This is a genomic window from Streptomyces sp. NPDC003034, assembly GCF_053591375.1.
On the sequence record NZ_JBSFTS010000017.1, the window covers coordinates 121271 to 139097 of the forward strand.

Annotated in this window: 15 protein-coding genes, 5 tRNA genes and 2 pseudogenes; 6 read left to right on the top strand and 16 right to left on the bottom strand. The window is 70.7% G+C overall.

Going from position 1 to position 17827, the window contains the following annotated elements; all coding sequences use genetic code 11:
* Positions 1 to 151 precede the first annotated feature (151 nt).
* Positions 152 to 385 carry an Lrp/AsnC family transcriptional regulator gene (locus ACWDX7_RS18620; RefSeq protein WP_451489936.1) on the top strand — a complete coding sequence of 78 codons (234 nt, stop codon included), beginning with the start codon at positions 152 to 154 and terminating at the stop codon, positions 383 to 385.
* 22 nt (positions 386 to 407) lie between these two features.
* Positions 408 to 899, top strand: coding sequence for a DUF3515 domain-containing protein (locus tag ACWDX7_RS18625; RefSeq protein WP_451489937.1), 492 nt, complete (start codon positions 408 to 410; stop codon positions 897 to 899).
* Positions 900 to 1035: 136 nt separating this feature from the next.
* Here ACWDX7_RS18625 and ACWDX7_RS18630 read toward each other — a convergent pair whose 3' ends face one another.
* From ACWDX7_RS18630 to ACWDX7_RS18640, 3 genes are read right to left on the bottom strand one after another with little or no spacing between them, the layout of a single operon-like run.
* Entirely contained in the window at positions 1036 to 2193 is a 1158-nt protein-coding gene (locus tag ACWDX7_RS18630; protein ID WP_451489938.1) for a D-alanine--D-alanine ligase family protein, read from the bottom strand.
* Between the two features lie 39 nt (positions 2194 to 2232).
* Positions 2233 to 3243 carry an NAD(P)H-dependent glycerol-3-phosphate dehydrogenase gene (locus ACWDX7_RS18635; RefSeq protein ID WP_451489939.1) on the bottom strand — a complete coding sequence of 337 codons (1011 nt, stop codon included), beginning with the start codon at positions 3241 to 3243 and terminating at the stop codon, positions 2233 to 2235.
* Positions 3240 to 3992 carry a lysophospholipid acyltransferase family protein gene (locus ACWDX7_RS18640; protein ID WP_451489940.1) on the bottom strand — a complete coding sequence of 251 codons (753 nt, stop codon included), beginning with the start codon at positions 3990 to 3992 and terminating at the stop codon, positions 3240 to 3242. The genes ACWDX7_RS18635 and ACWDX7_RS18640 overlap by 4 nt, the downstream gene beginning before the upstream one ends.
* Before the next feature lie 232 nt (positions 3993 to 4224).
* Here ACWDX7_RS18640 and cofC point away from each other — a divergent pair.
* Positions 4225 to 4839, top strand: a pseudogene (cofC, locus tag ACWDX7_RS18645) (2-phospho-L-lactate guanylyltransferase); the annotation flags it as partial.
* A gap of 314 nt (positions 4840 to 5153) precedes the next feature.
* Here the strand turns inward: cofC and ACWDX7_RS18650 are convergent.
* The 4 genes from ACWDX7_RS18650 to leuC all read right to left on the bottom strand — a co-directional run bounded on the left by ACWDX7_RS18650 (position 5154) and on the right by leuC (position 8364).
* Positions 5154 to 5825 (bottom strand): HU family DNA-binding protein, encoded by a 672-nt coding sequence (locus ACWDX7_RS18650; protein ID WP_451489941.1) that lies wholly within the window; start codon positions 5823 to 5825, stop codon positions 5154 to 5156.
* Positions 5826 to 5969: 144 nt separating this feature from the next.
* Positions 5970 to 6197: an SCO5555 family protein gene (locus ACWDX7_RS18655; protein WP_451489942.1), complete on the bottom strand. Its 228-nt coding sequence runs from the start codon at positions 6195 to 6197 to the stop codon at positions 5970 to 5972.
* 137 nt (positions 6198 to 6334) lie between these two features.
* On the bottom strand, positions 6335 to 6928 hold the full coding sequence (leuD, locus tag ACWDX7_RS18660; protein ID WP_451490044.1) for a 3-isopropylmalate dehydratase small subunit: 594 nt from the start codon (positions 6926 to 6928) through the stop codon (positions 6335 to 6337).
* Positions 6929 to 6939: 11 nt separating this feature from the next.
* Complete coding sequence (gene leuC / locus ACWDX7_RS18665; RefSeq protein WP_451489943.1) at positions 6940 to 8364, bottom strand: 3-isopropylmalate dehydratase large subunit; 1425 nt, start codon at positions 8362 to 8364, stop codon at positions 6940 to 6942.
* Positions 8365 to 8548: 184 nt separating this feature from the next.
* On the opposite strand from leuC, the gene ndgR reads away from it, so the two are divergent.
* On the top strand, positions 8549 to 9265 hold the full coding sequence (gene ndgR / locus ACWDX7_RS18670) for an IclR family transcriptional regulator NdgR (RefSeq protein WP_007266782.1): 717 nt from the start codon (positions 8549 to 8551) through the stop codon (positions 9263 to 9265).
* A gap of 175 nt (positions 9266 to 9440) precedes the next feature.
* On the opposite strand, the gene ACWDX7_RS18675 is transcribed toward ndgR, so the two are convergent.
* From ACWDX7_RS18675 to ACWDX7_RS18715, 9 genes are all read right to left on the bottom strand, one after another.
* Positions 9441 to 9513: transfer RNA gene (locus ACWDX7_RS18675), tRNA-Glu, on the bottom strand.
* A 23-nt stretch (positions 9514 to 9536) separates the two neighbouring features.
* A tRNA-Gln gene (locus ACWDX7_RS18680) sits at positions 9537 to 9608 on the bottom strand.
* A 23-nt stretch (positions 9609 to 9631) separates the two neighbouring features.
* Positions 9632 to 9704: transfer RNA gene (locus ACWDX7_RS18685), tRNA-Glu, on the bottom strand.
* Positions 9705 to 9765: 61 nt separating this feature from the next.
* Positions 9766 to 9838, bottom strand: a tRNA-Glu gene (locus ACWDX7_RS18690).
* 23 nt (positions 9839 to 9861) lie between these two features.
* A tRNA-Gln gene (locus tag ACWDX7_RS18695) sits at positions 9862 to 9933 on the bottom strand.
* A gap of 84 nt (positions 9934 to 10017) precedes the next feature.
* Entirely contained in the window at positions 10018 to 10746 is a 729-nt protein-coding gene (locus ACWDX7_RS18700; RefSeq protein ID WP_451489944.1) for an HAD family hydrolase, read from the bottom strand.
* Positions 10747 to 10886: 140 nt separating this feature from the next.
* The gene (gene gltX, locus ACWDX7_RS18705; RefSeq protein ID WP_451489945.1) at positions 10887 to 12401 is read right to left on the bottom strand and encodes a glutamate--tRNA ligase; all 1515 of its coding nucleotides are present in this window, start codon (positions 12399 to 12401) and stop codon (positions 10887 to 10889) included.
* Entirely contained in the window at positions 12394 to 13200 is an 807-nt protein-coding gene (locus ACWDX7_RS18710; RefSeq protein ID WP_451489946.1) for a fumarylacetoacetate hydrolase family protein, read from the bottom strand. Before ACWDX7_RS18710 ends, gltX begins: the two co-directional genes overlap by 8 nt.
* A gap of 97 nt (positions 13201 to 13297) precedes the next feature.
* Positions 13298 to 13483 carry a hypothetical protein gene (locus ACWDX7_RS18715; RefSeq protein ID WP_451489947.1) on the bottom strand — a complete coding sequence of 62 codons (186 nt, stop codon included), beginning with the start codon at positions 13481 to 13483 and terminating at the stop codon, positions 13298 to 13300.
* 603 nt (positions 13484 to 14086) lie between these two features.
* Between ACWDX7_RS18715 and ACWDX7_RS18720 the strand changes: the two genes are divergently transcribed.
* Complete coding sequence (locus tag ACWDX7_RS18720) at positions 14087 to 17731, top strand: nitrate- and nitrite sensing domain-containing protein (protein ID WP_451751049.1); 3645 nt, start codon at positions 14087 to 14089, stop codon at positions 17729 to 17731.
* A pseudogene (locus ACWDX7_RS18725) lies at positions 17732 to 17827 on the top strand (roadblock/LC7 domain-containing protein); the annotation flags it as partial.

Sequence of the window (17827 nt, forward strand, 5' to 3'; positions counted from 1 at the left end):
GGGACATCCCCACGGCACGTGGGGAAAAGATCTCCCCGCGGCGCTCGGTGACGCGGTACCGTGGCGTCCCTTCTTCCCCGGGCCCGCCCGCTCTGCCAGGGCCCACCGGAAGGGTAGGGGAAATGATCCTCGTGGCCGCCCTGGAGGTTCCGTGGTACAGGCGTACATCCTCATCCAGACCGAGGTGGGCAAGGCGTCGTTCGTCGCCGAGTCCATCGCAGAGATCCCGGGGGTGATCCAGGCCGAGGACGTGACGGGCCCGTACGACGTGATCGTGCGCGCCCAGGCCGACACCGTGGACGACCTCGGCCGCCTGGTGGTCGCCAGGGTCCAGCAGGTGGAGGGCATCACCCGCACCTTGACCTGCCCGGTGGTCCATCTGTAGCCCCGTCTACTCTTGGCCGGTGATGTCCCTCCACCGCCGGCCCCTGCGTCTGTCCGCCCTGATGGCCCTGCTGGCCCTCGCGGGGTGTGCGCCGGGCGGTTCCGAGGCCCGGGTGGATCCGCCGCCCACGCCGCCCGCCGACGTCGCGAAGCTCTGTGCGGCACTGCACGAGGAGCTTCCGGAGAAGGTGGCCGACCTGGCGCGGACCACGGTGGAACCGCGGTCCCCGCTGACTGCCGCGTGGGGCGGCTCGGCGATCGTACTGCGGTGCGGTATCCCCAAGCCCCCCGCGATGGCGGATCCGAAGCAGGAGGGGGTCGAGGTCAACGGCGTGGCCTGGCTGCTGGAGGAGCTCCCCGCCGAGGCCGGGGGCGGTTTCCGCTTCACCACCGGGATGCGGATGGCGTACACGGAGGTCCGGGTCGACAAGGAGCACGCCACGGACGCGGGGATGCTGGTCGACCTCTCCACCGCCGTGGCCGCGACGATGCCCGAGGGCATTTCCTCGTACTGACCGCACACCGCCGCCCGTACCGCCGACCCGGCGCGCACCCTTGACCGCGCACCCCTGACCGCACACCTCCGCCCGCACACCGCCGCCCGCCGGGATCCCGGCGGGCGGTCGGCTGTACGGGGGCCCTCGGCCGCGCTCAGCGCAGCCCGGTGGAGCGGCGCAGCGCGGCCTGGATCAGGCGGTCCACCAGCTCCGGGTACTCGATGCCCGACTCCTGCCACATCCGCGGGTACATGGAGATCGGAGTGAATCCCGGCATGGTGTTGATCTCGTTGATGACGAAGGTGCCGTCCTCGGTGAGGAAGAAGTCGGCGCGCACGAGCCCCTCGCAGGACGCGGCGTCGAAGGCCTCGATGGCGAGCCTGCGCACCTCGGCGGTCTGCTCCGCGGTCAGCGGGGCGGGCACGATCCCGGAGGCGGAGTCGATGTACTTCGCCTCGAAGTCGTAGAAGTCGTGGCTGGAGACCGGCGGGATCTCGGCGGGCACGCTCGCCCGCGGCCCGTCCTCGAACTCCAGGACCCCGCACTCGATCTCGCGGCCGCGCAGCAGCGCCTCCACGATGATCTTCGGGTCGTGGCGGCGGGCCTCCTGGACGGCTTCGTCCAGACCGGAGGCGTCGTCGACCTTGGTGATGCCGATGGAGGAGCCGGCCCGGGCGGGCTTGATGAACAGCGGCCAGCCGTGCTCGGCCGCGAAGTCCAGGATCCTGCCGCGGGCGGCGTCCCGGTCGGCTTCCCACTCGCGGGGGCGAATGGTCACGTACGGGCCCACGCGCAGCCCGAAGGAGGTGAACACCCGCTTCATGTAGTCCTTGTCCTGGCCGACGGCCGAGGAGAGGACGCCCGAGCCGACGTACGGGATGCCGGAGAGCTCCAGGAGGCCCTGCAGCGTGCCGTCCTCGCCGTACGGGCCGTGCAGGACGGGGAAGACGACGTCGACCTCGCCCAGGGCCTTGGGGACGGCGCCCGGCTCGGTGTAGACGACCTCGCGGTTGGCGGGGTCGACCGGGAGGACGACGCTGCCCTCCTCGGATTCGGCGAGCTGCTCGACGCTGGGTAGCCGGCGGTCGGCGATGGCCATCCGCTCGGGCTCGTCGGCGGTCAGCGCCCACCGGCCGTCCGTGGTGATGCCGATGGGCAGCACCTCGTACTTGGACCGGTCGATGGAGCGCAGCACGGCGCCCGCCGTGACGACCGAGATGGCGTGTTCCGAGCTGCGGCCGCCGAACACGACGGCCACACGGGGCTTGCGGCCCTGCTGCTCAGGGCTCTGGGGGAGGTTCTCGCTGCTCATATCGCCACGAGGGTACCCGCTCGGAGGTCAGGAACGGAGTCAGCGGCGTTCCGGTTTGGCGCTGCGTCCCATCAGTTCCTTGAGCGCGACCAGGGTCGGCTTGCCGTGGTGGACGATGTCCACCACGGTGTCCGTGATCGGCATGTCCACACCGTAGCGGCGGGCCAGATCGGCCACGGACTGGCAGGACTTGACCCCCTCGGCGGTCTGCTTGGTGACCGCGATGGTCTGCTCCAGGGTCATGCCGCGGCCGAGGTTGGTGCCGAAGGTGTGGTTCCGGGAGAGCGGCGAGGAGCAGGTGGCGACGAGGTCGCCGAGGCCCGCGAGGCCGGAGAAGGTGAGCGGGTCGGCTCCCATCGCCAGGCCCAGACGGGTCGTTTCGGCGAGGCCGCGGGTGATGAGCGAGCCCTTGGTGTTGTCGCCGAGCCCCATGCCGTCCGCGATGCCGACGGCGAGGCCGATGACGTTCTTGACGGCTCCGCCGAGCTCGCAGCCGACGACGTCGGTGTTGGTGTACGGACGGAAATACGGGGTGTGGCAAGCGGCCTGGAGGCGCTGCGCCACGGCCTCGTCCACGCAGGCGACCACGGAGGCGGCGGGCTGCCGGGCGGCGATCTCGCGGGCCAGGTTGGGTCCGGTGACGACGGCGACGCGTTCGGCCGGGACCTTGGCCACCTCCTCGATGACCTCGCTCATCCGCTTGGCGGTGCCGAGTTCGATGCCCTTCATGAGGGAGACGAGCACGGTGTCCGGGGCCAGCAGGGGCGCCCATGCGGCGAGGTTTTCGCGCAGGGTCTGGGAGGGGACGGCGAGCACCGTGAAGTCGGCGCCGTGCGCCGCCTCGGCGGGGTCGGTGGTGGCGCGGACGTTGGCGGGGAGCTCCACGCCGGGCAGGTAGTCCGGGTTGGTGCGGCCGCTGTTGATGGCCTCGGCCAGCTCGCGGCGGCGGCCCCACAGGGTCACCTCGCAGCCGGCGTCGGCGAGCACCATGCCGAAGGCGGTGCCCCAGGAGCCCGTTCCGTAGACGGCTGCCTTCACGGGACGTGTCACTTCATGCCCTCCCCTGCGGCCTTGCGCCGCTGTTCCGCCCTGGCCTTGCGATGGTCGTACAGCTCTCCGGGCGCGGTTTCGCCCCGTACTTCCTCCAGCAGCTCGGTGATGGCCGCCATGATGACCTCGGTGGCCTCCTTGAGCACGTCCGGCGTGGGGTCGCGGTCGTAGAAGGCGGTGAGGTCCACCGGCGGTCCGGCCAGTACCTGGAGGGTCTTGCGGGGGAAGAGCCGGAGCTTGTTGTGCTTGGCGTACGGCGGCATCGCGAGGTTCGCGCCCCACTGGGCCACCGGAATGACGGGCGCCTTGGTGATCAATGCGACGCGGGCGGCGCCGGTCTTGCCGGCCATCGGCCACATGTCCGGGTCGCGGGTGAGGGTGCCTTCCGGGTAAAAGGCCACGCATTCGCCGCGCTCGATCGCCTCCACCGCCGCCCGGAATGCGTCCAGGGCGTTGGTGCTCTCCCGGTAGACCGGGATCTGTCCGGAGCCGCGCAGGATCGCGCCGACAATAGGGACCTTGAAGAGGGCGGCCTTGGCGAGCAATCGGGGCACCCGGCCGGTGTTGTACTGGAAGTGGGCGTAGGAGAGCGGGTCCAGATACGAGTTGTGATTGACGGCGGTGATAAATCCGCCCTCGGCCGGAATGTGCTCCATTCCCCGCCAGTCCCGCTTGAAGAGCACTACCAGCGGCGGTTTCGCGATGACCGCCGCCAGGCGGTACCAGAAGCCGATTCTGCGGCGGGACACTCGGACACCTTCCTCTAGGACCGGTGCGCGGCGTGGGCACCTCGTCGGCCGGACAAGTGTGGCTCCAGGCCCGGTCTCTGTCGAGAACACCGTACGCCCCGCTCACCCCGCGGAAGTCCCGGGCCGCCGGGGGGAAGGTGACAATGGGCCCACGCACGGCTGGGCCGTGATCCGATCACGGCGCGCGAACGGGCCGTGGCGCACCGGAGGGAAGGGGTCGGCCGCGAACGCCGTGTGGAGTCTGGTGGTGCCGCTCAAACCGCTGTCGCTGGCCAAGAGCCGTCTCGCGGGAGCCGTGGGCGCCTCGCGTCCGGGGCTGGCGCTGGCCTTCGCCCAGGACACCGTCGCCGGGGCGCTGGCCTGCGCCTCCGTGGCGGATGTGGTGGTCGTCACGGACGACGGGCTGGCCGCGGCGGAGCTGGCCAGGCTGGGCGCGCGCATCGTGCCGGACGCCCCGGGCGCGGGTCTCAACGCGGCGCTGGCCCACGGGGTGCGGGTGATACGCCGGGACCGTCCGCGGGCCGCCGTGGCCGCGATGAACGCGGACCTTCCCGCGCTGCGCCCGCCCGAATTGCTACGCGTGCTCGATACCGCTTCGGTATTTCCGCGGGCATTTCTGGCGGACGCGGAGGGAATCGGGACGACCTTGCTTTCCGCTGCCGCGGAGGAGGAATTGACCCCCTCGTTCGGCGGCCCGTCGCGGGCCCGGCATTCGGCTTCGGGGGCCGTGGAGATCTCGCTGTCGGGGGTCGACAGCGTGCGCCGGGACGTGGACACGGCGGCTGATCTGCGGACGGCCCTCGCCCTCGGCGTCGGCCCGCACACGGCCCGATACAGTGCCGGTATGCAGGCGACCGCGTACACGTACGACTCCCAGACCCGCAGCGGCAGTGTGCTGCTGGACGACGGCACTCCGGTGCCCTTCGAGGCCGCGGCGTTCGACGCGGGCGGGCTGCTGATGCTGCGCCCGGGGCAGCGCGTGCGGATCGAGACGGACGGCGAGGGCGCGGACCTGCGGATCACCCTGGTGACCTTGCAGACCTTCTGACCCTCTGCCCTCTGGCCTGCGGGCCGGGGCGGCACGGCCGGCCGGCCGGGACAGCACCGCGGGCCGGCTTCCCCTCGGCGGGGAAGCCGGCCCGGCGTGTGTGACTCGTGCCCTTACTTGCCGCGGGCGGTGGTCTTCTTCGCGGTGGCCTTGCGCGTCGCCGTCTTCTTGGCGGGCGCCTTCGTCGCGGTGGCCTTCTTGGCCGCCGGAGCGGTCTTCTTGGCGGTCGCCGTGGTCTTCTTGGCGGCCGGGGCCGCCTTCTTGGCGGTGGTGCCGGCCGCCGGGGCGGTCTTCTTGGCCGTGGCGGTCTTGGCCGTGGTCTTCTTCGCGGTCGCCGTGGTCTTCTTCGCGGTGGTCTTCTTCGCCGCCGTGGTCTTCGAGGCCGTCGACTTGGCCGCGGTCCGCTTCGCGGTGGCCTTCTTGGCCGCCTTGGCGATGGTGGGGGGCGGCCCGGAGAGGCTGCCCTTGGGCGCCTTCTTCACCGACACCTCGCCGCCCTTGGGGAGCTTCTTGGTGCCGCTGACGAGGTCCTTGAAGCCCTGGCCCGCGCGGAAGCGCGGGACCGAGGTCTTCTTGACCCGGACGCGCTCACCCGTCTGCGGGTTGCGGGCGTAGCGGGCCGGACGGTCGACCTTCTCGAACGAGCCGAAGCCCGTGACCGACACCCGGTCGCCCGCGACGGTCGCGCGGACGATGGCGTCCAGTACCGCGTCGACAGCGTCCGCGGCCTGCTGGCGGCCGCCCAGCTTGTCGGCAATCGCTTCTACGAGCTGCGCCTTGTTCACGTCTTCCCCTTCGGAGACTTCGCCAGAACGAATGTGTTCAAGCTTATTTCGCACGTTAGGCGGATATATACCGCAAATCAAACACGAAACGGGCTAATCACCCTAGTGCCGCAACGCTGTAGGCCGTTACGGAGTTCCTTCGCATCAGTCGCCTTCAGGGAATCGACCCTCGTCGAGGTCCTTCATCAACCTGTCCAGGCGCCGTGCCGCATCGGCGAGATCATGCTTCGCCGCGGCCGTGACGACCAACAGCTTCCGGGACAGCGCCATCCTTACGCCCTCCGGGACTTGCAGTGAGCGCACCCGTGTGTGTGCTTCTTTCAGCCGGTCCGCGACGAGTTCGTAGAGCTTGAGTTGACTGTCGCGTTCCATGCACAGATTGTGCCATCTGGGGCGAGTTGTCGCCTCACAGGGCCTCAACAAACGGCTGTGCCCCCCGCCGGGAGGCGGGGGGCACAGTGTTGCCGATGTGATCGGCCAAAAGCGAATAAGCGCTGATCAGGCTGGAATCAGAGCCTGACCGTGCGCGGCTTGAAGACCGGGCGGGTGCTTTCGTACGCGGCGATGTCCGCTTCGTTCTGAAGGGTGAGGGAGATGTCGTCCAGCCCCTCCAGCAGGCGCCAGCGGGCGTTGTCGTCGAGCTCGAACTCCGCGACGACGCCTTCCGCTCGCACCTGGCGGTCGACCAGGTCGACGGTGATCTCCGCGGTGGGGTCGGCCTCGGTCAGCTGCCACAGCCGCTCGACGGTCTCCTGCGGGAGCACGACGGTCAGCAGACCGTTCTTCAGCGAGTTCCCCCGGAAGATATCGGCGAAGCGGGAGGAGATGACCGTCTTGAAGCCGAAGTTCTGCAGCGCCCATACGGCGTGCTCGCGCGAGGAGCCCGTACCGAAGTCGGGGCCGGCGACCAGCACGGTCGCGCCGGCGCGCTCGGGCTGGTTGGTGACGAACGCCGGGTCCTTGCGCCAGGCCTCGAAGAGCCCGTCCTCGAACCCGTCGCGGGTGATCTTCTTCAGCCAGTGGGCCGGGATGATCTGGTCGGTGTCGACGTTGCTGCGGCGCAGCGGGACGGCGCGGCCGGTGTGGGTGGTGAAGGCTTCCATGGCCATGGTTCTCAGACTCCGGCGGTCGCGGTGGCGTCGGACAGGTCGGCGGGCGAGGCCAGATGGCCCAGCACCGCGGTGGCGGCGGCCACCTGCGGGGAGACCAGGTGGGTGCGCCCGCCCTTGCCCTGCCGGCCCTCGAAGTTGCGGTTGGAGGTGGACGCGGAGCGCTCGCCGGGCGCGAGTTGGTCGGGGTTCATGCCCAGGCACATCGAGCAGCCCGCGTGCCGCCATTCGGCGCCGGCCTCCTTGAAGACCTTGTCGAGGCCCTCTTCCACGGCCTGCAGGGCCACCCGGACGGAGCCCGGGACGACCAGCATCCGTACGCCGTCGGCGACTTTGCGGCCCTCGATGATCCCGGCGACGGCGCGCAGGTCCTCGATGCGGCCATTGGTGCAGGAACCTACGAAGACGGTGTCGACCCTGATGTCCCGCAGCGGCTGGCCGGCGGTCAACCCCATGTACTCCAGGGCCTTTTCGGCGGCCATGCGCTCCGAAGCGTCCTCGTACGAAGCCGGGTCGGGGACGCTGGCGGACAGCGGCGCGCCCTGGCCCGGGTTGGTGCCCCAGGTGACGAAGGGGGCGAGGGTCGTGCCGTCGATGACGACCTCGGCGTCGAAGACGGCGTCGTCGTCGGTGCGCAGGGTCTTCCAGTACGCGACCGCCGCGTCCCAGTCCTCGCCGGCGGGGGCGTGGTCGCGGCCCCGCAGGTAGTCGAAGGTGGTCTGGTCGGGAGCGATCATGCCCGCGCGGGCGCCGGCCTCGATCGACATGTTGCAGATGGTCATCCGGGCTTCCATCGACAGCCGCTCGATGGCCTCGCCGCGGTACTCCAGGATGTAGCCCTGGCCGCCGCCGGTGCCGATCCTGGCGATGATCGCCAGGATCAGGTCCTTCGCGGTGACGTCCTCACCCAGCTCGCCGGTGACGGTGATCGCCATCGTCTTCGGGCGGGCCAGGGGCAGCGTCTGGGTGGCCAGCACGTGCTCGACCTGGCTGGTGCCGATGCCGAAGGCCAGCGCGCCGAAGGCGCCGTGCGTGGAGGTGTGCGAGTCGCCGCAGACCACGGTGGTGCCGGGCTGGGTCAGACCCAGCTGCGGTCCCACGACGTGGACGACGCCCTGCTCCACATCACCCAGCGAGTGCAGGCGCACTCCGAACTCGGAGCAGTTCTTGCGCAGCGTCTCCAGCTGGGCCCGGGAGACCGGGTCGGCGATCGGCTTGTCGATGTCGAGCGTGGGGGTGTTGTGGTCCTCGGTCGCGATGGTGAGGTCGAGGCGCCGGACCTTGCGCCCGGCCTGCCGCAGGCCCTCGAAGGCCTGGGGGCTGGTGACCTCGTGCAGCAGGTGCAGATCGATGAAGAGGAGATCGGGCTCGCCTTCGGCGCGCCGGACGACATGGTCGTCCCAGACCTTCTCCGCGAGTGTCCTACCCATCGCTTTCCCTCCGGCCGGCCGGTTGTGCCGGCGCTTCTTAGAGATGTGGTGCGCCTGATCGCCCGTACCCCACGTGCCGGGCGACGGCTCGGACCCAGTGGTTCGTGGACCCGCACATACAGACTCGCTCGTTCTTGGAAAAATTGAACTTGCGTTTCACAGTGTGAGACGCGAATATCGTTTCATGGACAACTCTAGCGGCGTCGGCGTTCTCGACAAGGCAGCTCTGGTATTGAGCGCACTGGAGTCCGGTCCGGCCACCCTCGCCGGGCTGGTCGCGGCGACAGGGCTCGCACGACCCACGGCACATCGCCTTGCCGTGGCACTGGAACACCACCGGATGGTGGCGAGGGACATGCAGGGCCGGTTCATCCTCGGCCCGCGGCTGGCGGAGCTCGCCGCCGCGGCCGGCGAGGACCGCCTGCTGGCCACGGCGGGACCGGTACTGACCCACCTCCGGGACGTGACGGGGGAGAGCGCGCAGCTCTACCGCCGTCAGGGAGACATGCGCATCTGCGTGGCGGCCGCGGAGCGGCTGTCCGGCCTGCGGGACACCGTCCCGGTCGGCTCCACGCTCCCGATGAAGGCCGGCTCGGCCGCGCAGATCCTGATGGCGTGGGAGGAGCCCGAGCGGCTCCACCGAGGCCTTCAGGGCGCACGCTTCACGGCGACGGCCCTCTCGGGCGTACGGCGCCGCGGCTGGGCGCAGTCGATCGGCGAGCGGGAGCCCGGCGTGGCCTCCGTCTCGGCGCCGGTGCGCGGGCCGTCGAACCGCGTGGTGGCCTCGGTCTCGGTCTCCGGGCCGATCGAGCGCCTGACCCGCCACCCGGGCCGGATGCACGCCCAGGCCGTCATCGACGCGGCCGCCCGCCTCACGGAGGCCCTGCGCCGCTCCGGCTGATCCCCTCCCGGTCCGCCGGACTCCACTCCACTCCCCCGGGTCCGGGGGCGCGTACGACGCCGCACACGTCCGAACACGCGCCTCCGGGCCCGCACTTGCGTCCGCGTCCACGTCGGCGGGGCCGGGAACAGCGAAGAGGCCCTCCGCGATGATCGCGGAGGGCCTCTTCCATGGGTACCCCCGACCGGATTCGAACCGGCGCTACCGCCTTGAGAGGGCGGCGTGCTAGGCCGCTACACAACGGGGGCTAGCTGGTGCTGCTGTTACTGCGCTGGGCTACCAGGACTCGAACCTAGAATAAGGGAACCAGAAACCCTCGTGTTGCCAATTACACTATAGCCCAATGTGGTCTAGACCAGACCAACGTACCCCCGACCGGATTCGAACCGGCGCTACCGCCTTGAGAGGGCGGCGTGCTAGGCCGCTACACAACGGGGGCCCTAGCGATCCTGCATCAAGACGTCCGGGTGCGACCCTGGAGATCTCGCGGGAAGGATCTGTACCCCCGACCGGATTCGAACCGGCGCTACCGCCTTGAGAGGGCGGCGTGCTAGGCCGCTACACAACGGGGGCTTAAGCACTGCTACTGCACTGCGCTGGGGTACCAGGACTCGAACCTAGAATAAGGGAACCAGAAACCCTCGTGTTGCCAATTACACCATACCCCACCAAAAGTCAACCCTTGAGGGGTTTTCATTCGGGTGGCGCCTCCGTCCGGCCTTTCGGCCCGCTCCGGCGGCGCAGAAAGAACATTACCGGATGGCCGACCGTGCTCCAAAACGGGTATCCCGTGCCAGCAGCTGCGGGAGCAGGTCGAGCCCGGCAATCCGGTGCACGCCGTCGGGCCCCGGTCCGCGCCCGCCGTCGCGGTCGAGCCAGACCGCCACAAGCCCGGCGTCCCGGGCGCCGCGCGCGTCGATCTCCGGCTGGTCCCCCACGTAGGCCACCTCTCCCGGTGGCAGTCCGAGCGCCTCGCACGCGGCGAGGAAAGCCGCCGCCTCGGGCTTGCTGACCCCCAGCTCCGCGGCGCACACCAGCACCTCGAACCGCTCGCGCAGCCCGAGCCGGCGCAGCTTGGGGTCCTGGTTCGCGGCGGAGGAGTTGGAGAGCACCCCGTGCCGGTAGCCGGCCGCCAGGGCGTCCAGTACGGGCACCACGTCGGGGAAGAGCGCCCAGGCGGCCTTGTAGTGCTCGACGTACCGGTCGAACCAGGTGTCGCTCTCACCGTCGGTCATCGCCGGGGCCCCGAGGAAGTCCCGCACCCGGTCGCGGCGCTGGTCCTGGAAGGTGACCACGCCGGCCGCGAAGCGGTCCCAGTGCCGGACGGTGGCCTCCCGCCACAGCGCGAGGGCCGCGCCCGGGGACCCGTACCGCTCCCCCAGTCCCTCCTCGGCGAGGTGCCGCGCGAGCCCCGCCGTATCGGCACCCGTGTAGTCGAACAGCGTGTCGTCGATGTCCCAGAGCACGGCGCGGATCGGCATGCCTCCGACGCTACGACATGGCGGGGCCCCGATGTGCGGGGATGCGGAAGAAGCGGCGGGCGGGCGCGACCGCCCGTCATGCCGCAGGGGGCGGCGGCCGGGGATCCGGCTGCCGCCCCCTGCGGGACGTACGGGAGGGCTCAGGCGGCGAGCCTGGCCAGGGCCGCGTCGATGCGGGACAGGGACTTGTCCTTGCCCAGGATCTCCAGGGACTCGAAGAGCGGCAGGCCGACCGTGCGGCCGGTGACGGCCACGCGCACCGGGGCCTGGGCCTTGCCGAGCTTGAGGCCGTGGGCCTCGCCGGCGGTCAGGACGGCCTGCTTGAGGGACTCCGGGTCCGCCCAGTCGGCGTCCGACAGCTTCTCGCGCGCCGTGGTGAGCAGCGCGGCCGGGTCGCCCTTCATCGCCTTGTCCCAGGAGGCCTGGTCGAAGACCGGCTCCTGCAGGAAGAGGAAGTCGACATTGGCGGTGATGTCCGACAGGACGGTGACCCGGGTCTGGGCGTAGGGCGCGATGCGCGCCCAGGCCTCGGCGTCGAAGTCCTCGGGCGCCCAGTTGGCGTGCGGGGCGCGGAGCCACGGGGCGCAGGCGTCCGCGAAGTCCTTGGGGTCGAGCATGCGGATGTGGTCGGCGTTGATCGCTTCGGCCTTCTTGAGGTCGAAGCGCGCCGGGTTGGCGTTCACCCCGTCGATGTCGAACTTCTCGACCATCTCCTCGATCGAGAAGACGTCCTGGTCCTTGGAGAAGGACCAGCCGAGGAGCGAGAGGTAGTTCAGCAGTCCCTGGGGGAGGAAGCCGCGCTCGCGGTAGAGGTTGAGCGAGGCCTCGGGGTCGCGCTTGGAGAGCTTCTTGTTGCCCTCGCCCATCACGTACGGCAGGTGGCCGAAGGCGGGGATCCGCTGCGCGACGCCCAGTTCGATGAGCGCCTTGTACAGGGCGATCTGGCGCGGGGTCGAGGACAGGAGGTCCTCGCCGCGCAGCACGTGGGTGATCTCCATGAGCGCGTCGTCCACCGGGTTGACGAGCGTGTACAGCGGCGCGCCGTTGGCCCGCAGGATGCCGAAGTCCGGCACGTTCTCCGGGGTGAAGGTCAGCTCCCCGCGCACCAGGTCGGTGAAGGTGATCGGCTCGTCCGGCATCCGGAAGCGGACGATGGAGGAGCGGTGCTCGCCCTCGTAGGCCTCGACCTGCACGGTGGTCAGCTCGCGGCAGTGGCCGTCGTAGCCGGAGGGCTTGCCGGCCGCGCGGGCGGCCGCGCGGCGGGCGTCGAGCTCCTCGGTGGTGCAGTAGCAGTTGTACGCGTAGCCGCCGTCGATCAGCTTCTTCGCGACGTCCGCGTAGATGTCCATCCGCTCGGACTGGCGGTACGGGGCGTGCGGGCCGCCCACCTCGGGGCCCTCGTCCCAGGTGAAGCCGAGCCAGCGCAGCGAGTCGAGCAGCTGCTCGTACGACTCCTCGGAGTCGCGGGCGGCGTCGGTGTCCTCGATGCGGAAGACGAACGTGCCGCCGTGGTGGCGGGCGAACGCCCAGTTGAACAGGGCGGTGCGGACCAGGCCCACGTGGGGGTTGCCGGTCGGGGAGGGACAGAAACGTACGCGAGGGGGTACCCCCTGCTCGCGCTGAGCGGAGAGCTCGGGGGAGGGTCCGTTAACCACGCTTGATCACCTTGTTGGTGAGAGTGCCGATGCCTTCGATGGTGACGGCGACCTCGTCGCCGACGTTGAGGGGACCGACTCCGGCCGGGGTCCCCGTGAGGATGACGTCGCCGGGGAGCAGCGTCATGGCCTCGCTGATGTGGACGATCAGGTCCTCGATGGACCGGACCATGTCGCTGGTGCGGCCGAGCTGGCGCTGTTCGCCGTTGACCGTGCACTGGATGGTCAGGTCGCTCGGGTCCAGATCGGTCTCGATCCAGGGGCCGAGGGGGCAGGAGCTGTCGAAGCCCTTGGCGCGGGCCCACTGCTTCTCGCGCTGCTGGACGTCGCGCGCGGTGACGTCGTTGGCGCAGGTGTAGCCGAGGATGACGTCCTTGACGCGCTCCTTGGGCACCTCGCGGCACATGCGGCCGATGACGACGGCGAGCTCCGCCTCGTGGTGGAGGTCCTGGGTGAAGGAGGGGTACGTGATCGGGTCGCCCGGGCCGACCACCGAGGTGGAGGGCTTGAAGAAGGTGATGGGGGCTTCCAGACGGCCTTGGTCGTCGAAGACGGTGTTGCCGAGCTCCGCCGCGTGCTCCGCGTAGTTGCGACCGACGGCCACGACCTTGTTCGGGAGCACGGGCGGCAGCAGCCGCACCTTGCTGAGCGGGACCTTCGTACCGGAGAGCTCGAAGTCCGCGAACGGGATGCCCTTGATGATGTCGAGGACGAGCTCCCCCGCGTCGCCGGGGGCGCCGGCGCCCTCGACCGCGCCGAACGCGACATTACCGTCGATCGAGAACCTGGCGATGCGCACGTGTTGCGTCTGCCCCTCTGTATTTCCGCTGGCTGGAGTCTGTGGACCCCAGGCTAACGCGGCGGGCAGCGGCGCTTCGCGCTCCTCGTCCGCGTGGCTACGGCGCGGAGGCGGCGACCGGCGCGTCCATCAGGATGGTGCGGCGCGGGTTGGCGGTCTGGGCGGGCAGCTCGGCGGCGTGCTCCGGCGCCGGCGGCGCCTGCATCTCCTCGGCGTCCTTGAGGTGCGCGAGGGTGGTGCGGCGCGGGTTGGCTATGTTGCGGAACATCGTCGTCGTCTTCATGTGAGTCTGGGGCCCTCGGTCTGCTCTGTCGGTGTCGGTTGCGGTTGGCGCCAACTCCGGCGCCAACCCTGGAAGAGGCAAGGCTAAACATCTGAATCCCCCGTCGAACCGGGAAGTAATGGCCACGGGTGTGTGAGTTTGCTCACCAGTCACCGGGCATTAGCGGCATAACGGACAGTCAATTCCGCACCGCGAAACGGACATTGTGCCACTGAATGCGCCATTCCGCTCCTGATCATCTCGACTGGGACACCTTGACAGGCGCGATGTTTGGGCGGTGTAAGTCCGATTCCTCCCGAAAGAGAAGCACGTGGCGTAGCACTCCCGTCACGACCGGTCACCGACTCTTCGGGCCGACACGCGCACCTTGTTGGAGATCCTCCTCTGTGCTGGAATTCGCGGGACCGCCGCGGAAATCAGCCGGCGCGCAGGTGGCGCGACTCAGCGCCGAGCGCGGCGGCAAGGAGAGGGAGACGCGCCGGTCACCGACGACCACCATGGGGCCCTTGGCCCCACGACTCGACACCGTCCCACCGGTCGCCCGGCGGGACGCCTGGTCCAGAGGTTGCGACGCTAGTGCAGGGACGATTCAAGAGGGATGGAATGGGGTCTCCCCAAGCCCGCAAGGGCCGAGGGGACGCCGCGGCGGAGCAGGAGCCGCGTGGCGGGACCGACCGTGGCTCCTCGCCCCAGCACGCCCAGAACCGCGGGCCGGCTGTCGAAGGCCCGGGCCGCGACTCCTCCGCGGTGAAGGCGCAGGGCCGCGGGAAGTCCGTCAAGGCCAGGGCCAAGACGGGCGCGGTCGAGCAGGACGCGGCGATACCGAAGGCCCCCAGCGGGTCCGGCTCTCGCCTCGCCATGCAGAACTGGCGCATCAGCACGCGACTGGTGTCGCTGCTGACCCTGCCGGTCGTCGCCGCCACCACGCTCGGTGGTTTCCGCATCAACGACTCGCTGAACGACATCTCGCAGATGGAGCACATGCAGCTCCTGACGACGATGACCCGGCAGGCGACCAACCTCGCCGCCGTGCTCCAGGAGGAGCGGGACAAGTCCGCGGGTCCGCTGTCGGTCGACAAGTCGGGCAAGCCCAACAGCCTCGTACAGGACGTCCGCGAGCAGACCGACCAGGCCGTCATCGCCTTCGGCGCCGCGACCGACAAGGTCGACGGCGCGAAGGACAAGGACGAGACCCTCAAGTCGATCCGCAACAACATCCTGCAGATCGGCCGCCAGCTCGCCAGCATCGAGGACATCCGCCGGAAGGCGTACGCCAGCGGCGCCCAGCAGACCGTCACCGAGTACAACTCGCTGATCGTCGCGCTGCTCTCGCTCTCCCAGGACATGGCCCAGGCCACCTCCAGCCCGGAGATGATCAAGCGTACGCGCGCCCTGGCGGCCTTCTCCTCCGCCAAGGAGTACGCCTCCATCCAGCGCGCGATCATCGCCGCGTCCCTCCCCGCCAGCAGCGCCGAGCGGGGCGCCCTGAAGGAGAACGACCGCCTCTACGCGCTCTCCGCGTTCAAGGGTGAGGCCCAGTCCAGGGCCACCTTCGAGCTCGTCTACCAGGGCCGGCCCGAGGAACTCCTCGCATCGCTCGGCGAGGGCAACCCGGAGATCACCACCGCCAACCACTACGCTCGCCGCGTCCTGACCCACGAGGGGCAGTTCGAGAAGGAGACGCAGTACCGGTCCTGGATGGACTGGTACGACGCCGACGGCGTCAAGCTCGCGCAGATGAAGGTCATCGAGCTGTCGCTGCTGGAGGACATGGAGCAGAAGGCCCGCGAGCTCAAGAACGAGTCGCAGCAGGACGCCATCATCAACGGTGCCCTGATCCTCCTCGTCCTCGGTGTCTCCCTCGTCGGCGCCTTCGTCATGGCCCGCTCGATGATCCGCTCGCTGCGCCGCCTGCAGGACACCGCGACACGCGTGGCCCAGGACCGGCTCCCCGAGCTCGTCAAGCAGCTGTCGGAGTCCGACCCGCAGGAGGTCGACACGACCGTGGAGTCGGTCGGCCTGCACACGCGCGACGAGATCGGCCAGGTGGCCGCGGCCTTCGACGACGTGCACCGCGAGGCCGTCCGCCTCGCCGCCGAGCAGGCCCTGCTGCGAGGCAACGTCAACGCGATGTTCACCAACCTCTCGCGCCGCTCGCAGGGTCTCATCCAGCGCCAGCTCTCGCTCATCTCCGAGCTGGAGTCGCGCGAGGCGGACCCCGACCAGCTGTCCTCGCTCTTCAAGCTCGACCACCTCGCGACCCGCATGCGCCGCAACGGCGAAAACCTCCTCGTCCTCGCGGGCGAGGAGCCGGGCCGCCGGTGGACCCGCCCCGTCCCGCTCGTCGACGTGCTCCGCGCCGCCGCGTCCGAGGTGGAGCAGTACGAGCGCATCGAACTGTCCTCCGTGCCCGGCACCGATGTCGCCGGCCGGGTCGTCAACGACCTCGTGCACCTCCTCGCCGAGCTGCTGGAGAACGCCACCTCGTTCTCCTCCCCCCAGACCAAGGTGAAGGTCACCGGGCACGCGCTGCCCGACGGCCGGGTGCTCGTCGAGATCCACGACACCGGCATCGGCCTCTCCCCCGAGGACCTCGCCGCGATCAACGAGCGGCTCGCCGCTCCGCCGACCGTGGACGTCTCCGTCTCCCGCCGCATGGGCCTGTTCGTGGTCGGCCGCCTGTCCCTGCGACACGGCATCCGCATCCAGCTGCGCCCCTCCGACTCGGGCGGTACGACGGCCCTCGTCATGCTTCCGGTGGACGTCGCCCAGGGCGGCAAGAAGCCGGCTCCGACGGCGGGCCAGGGCGGTCAGGGCGGTCCCGCGGGCGGCCAGGGTGCTCCCGGTGGACAGGCTTCCGTGGCCGGTGCGGGCGGACGTGCGCCCATGGGCGCGGGTCCGCAGCGCGGTCAGGTCGCCGGTGGCTCGCAGCGCGCCGCTCTGCCCGGCCGCGACGGCGCCACCGCTCAGCAGCGTCCGCAGGGACCGCAGGGCGGCCGGGCCCAGCAGCAGGGCGGTCCCGGTGCCACCGGTGGCCGTCCGCAGCACGGTGCGCCGACCGCCGGTCCGGGCGGCCAGGGCGGCCAGGGCGGTCCGGCCTCCTTCGGCTCCGGTGCTCCGCTGCCGGGCCGTGGTCCGGCGGCTGGTGCCGGTGCTCCGCAGGGCCGTCCGGCCTCGCCGACCACCTCCGGTCAGGCCGGTTTCCCGCAGGGCAACGGCTTCGAGCGGCCGCAGCAGCAGTCGCAGCAGGGCGCCGCTCAGGCTCCGTCCGGCTCCCGGCCGCAGCTGCCTCCGCGCGGGGGCGCGGCCCCCGGCCGCCCGGAGCTTTCGAGCCCGCAGACCACCAGCTGGGGCGCCGACCAGGCGCGCGGCCACGACGAGCTGTCGGGTCCCGGTACGACGGCCGAGTTCCCCCGGCCGGACTTCAACGCACCGCTGCCCCAGGCGGACGGCGGCAACGGCCCGGCCGGCGGGTTCCCGCAGGCGGGCTCCGGTGGCCAGTTCGAGCGTCCGGAGCTGCGCGGACCCGCGGATCCCTCCTCGACCGGGCAGTTCGCCCGCCCCGGCACCCAGGCGCAGCGGCCCGGCGGCCCCGGGGTCGGCGGCTTCTCCCCCCAGCCCCAGACCCACCAGCCCCGGACCCACCAGCCGCAGACCCACCAGCCGCACCAGGGCCAGCCGGACCACGGCCAGCCGCAGCAGCCCCTGGCTCCGCGGCTGCCGCAGGCCCACCGGCCGGAGGCGCTGCCCGCGGCGCCCGGCTCCGGCGACGGCCGCAGCCCGATCTTCGACACGCTGGAGTCGAACTGGTTCCGTGAGGAGGGGCAGCAGCCCCCCGCGAACGCAGTGGCCGCACCCCAGCAGCCGCAGCAGTCCGGACCGCAGCGCGGTCAGGAGCGTGCGGCCGAGCCCGCCCCGGCGACGGGCGCGAGCATGCCGACCGTCAGCTGGCGGTCCTCGCCGAACGACGAGCTGATGCGGCAGGCCGAGCGCGTGCGCCAGCCCGCCGCCGGCGGTATCACGACCTCGGGGCTGCCCCGCCGGGTCCCGCGGGCGAACCTCGTGGCCGGCACCGCGCAGCAGCAGTCCGAGGCCCAGCCCGGTCCTCAGGTCTCGCGTGCGCCGGACGATGTCCGCGGCCGCCTGACCAACCTCCGACGCGGTATCCAGCAGGGTCGTCAGGCGGGCAACAGCGGCCCGACGACCGGCAGTTACCACATCGACCCCACTTACCAGCAGGAGCGATAGTTGAGCTCGATGAGCCAGGCGGCACAGAACCTGAACTGGTTGATCACCAACTTCGTGGACAACACCCCCGGGGTGTCCCACACGGTGGTGGTCTCC

Bases quoted from the DNA above. Each gene is read 5' to 3' on its own strand.
- ACWDX7_RS18715 (WP_451489947.1), bottom strand. From the start codon at position 13,483: ATGAAGACGACGACGATGTTCCGCAACATAGCCAACCCGCGCCGCACC.
- leuC (WP_451489943.1), bottom strand. From the start codon at position 8,364: ATGGGTAGGACACTCGCGGAGAAGGTCTGGGACGACCATGTCGTCCGG.
- leuD (WP_451490044.1), bottom strand. From the start codon at position 6,928: ATGGAAGCCTTCACCACCCACACCGGCCGCGCCGTCCCGCTGCGCCGC.
- ndgR (WP_007266782.1), top strand. From the start codon at position 8,549: ATGGACAACTCTAGCGGCGTCGGCGTTCTCGACAAGGCAGCTCTGGTA.
- ACWDX7_RS18625 (WP_451489937.1), top strand. From the start codon at position 408: ATGTCCCTCCACCGCCGGCCCCTGCGTCTGTCCGCCCTGATGGCCCTG.
- ACWDX7_RS18655 (WP_451489942.1), bottom strand. From the start codon at position 6,197: ATGGAACGCGACAGTCAACTCAAGCTCTACGAACTCGTCGCGGACCGG.
- ACWDX7_RS18630 (WP_451489938.1), bottom strand. From the start codon at position 2,193: ATGAGCAGCGAGAACCTCCCCCAGAGCCCTGAGCAGCAGGGCCGCAAG.
- ACWDX7_RS18700 (WP_451489944.1), bottom strand. From the start codon at position 10,746: ATGCCGATCCGCGCCGTGCTCTGGGACATCGACGACACGCTGTTCGAC.
- ACWDX7_RS18720 (WP_451751049.1), top strand. From the start codon at position 14,087: ATGGGGTCTCCCCAAGCCCGCAAGGGCCGAGGGGACGCCGCGGCGGAG.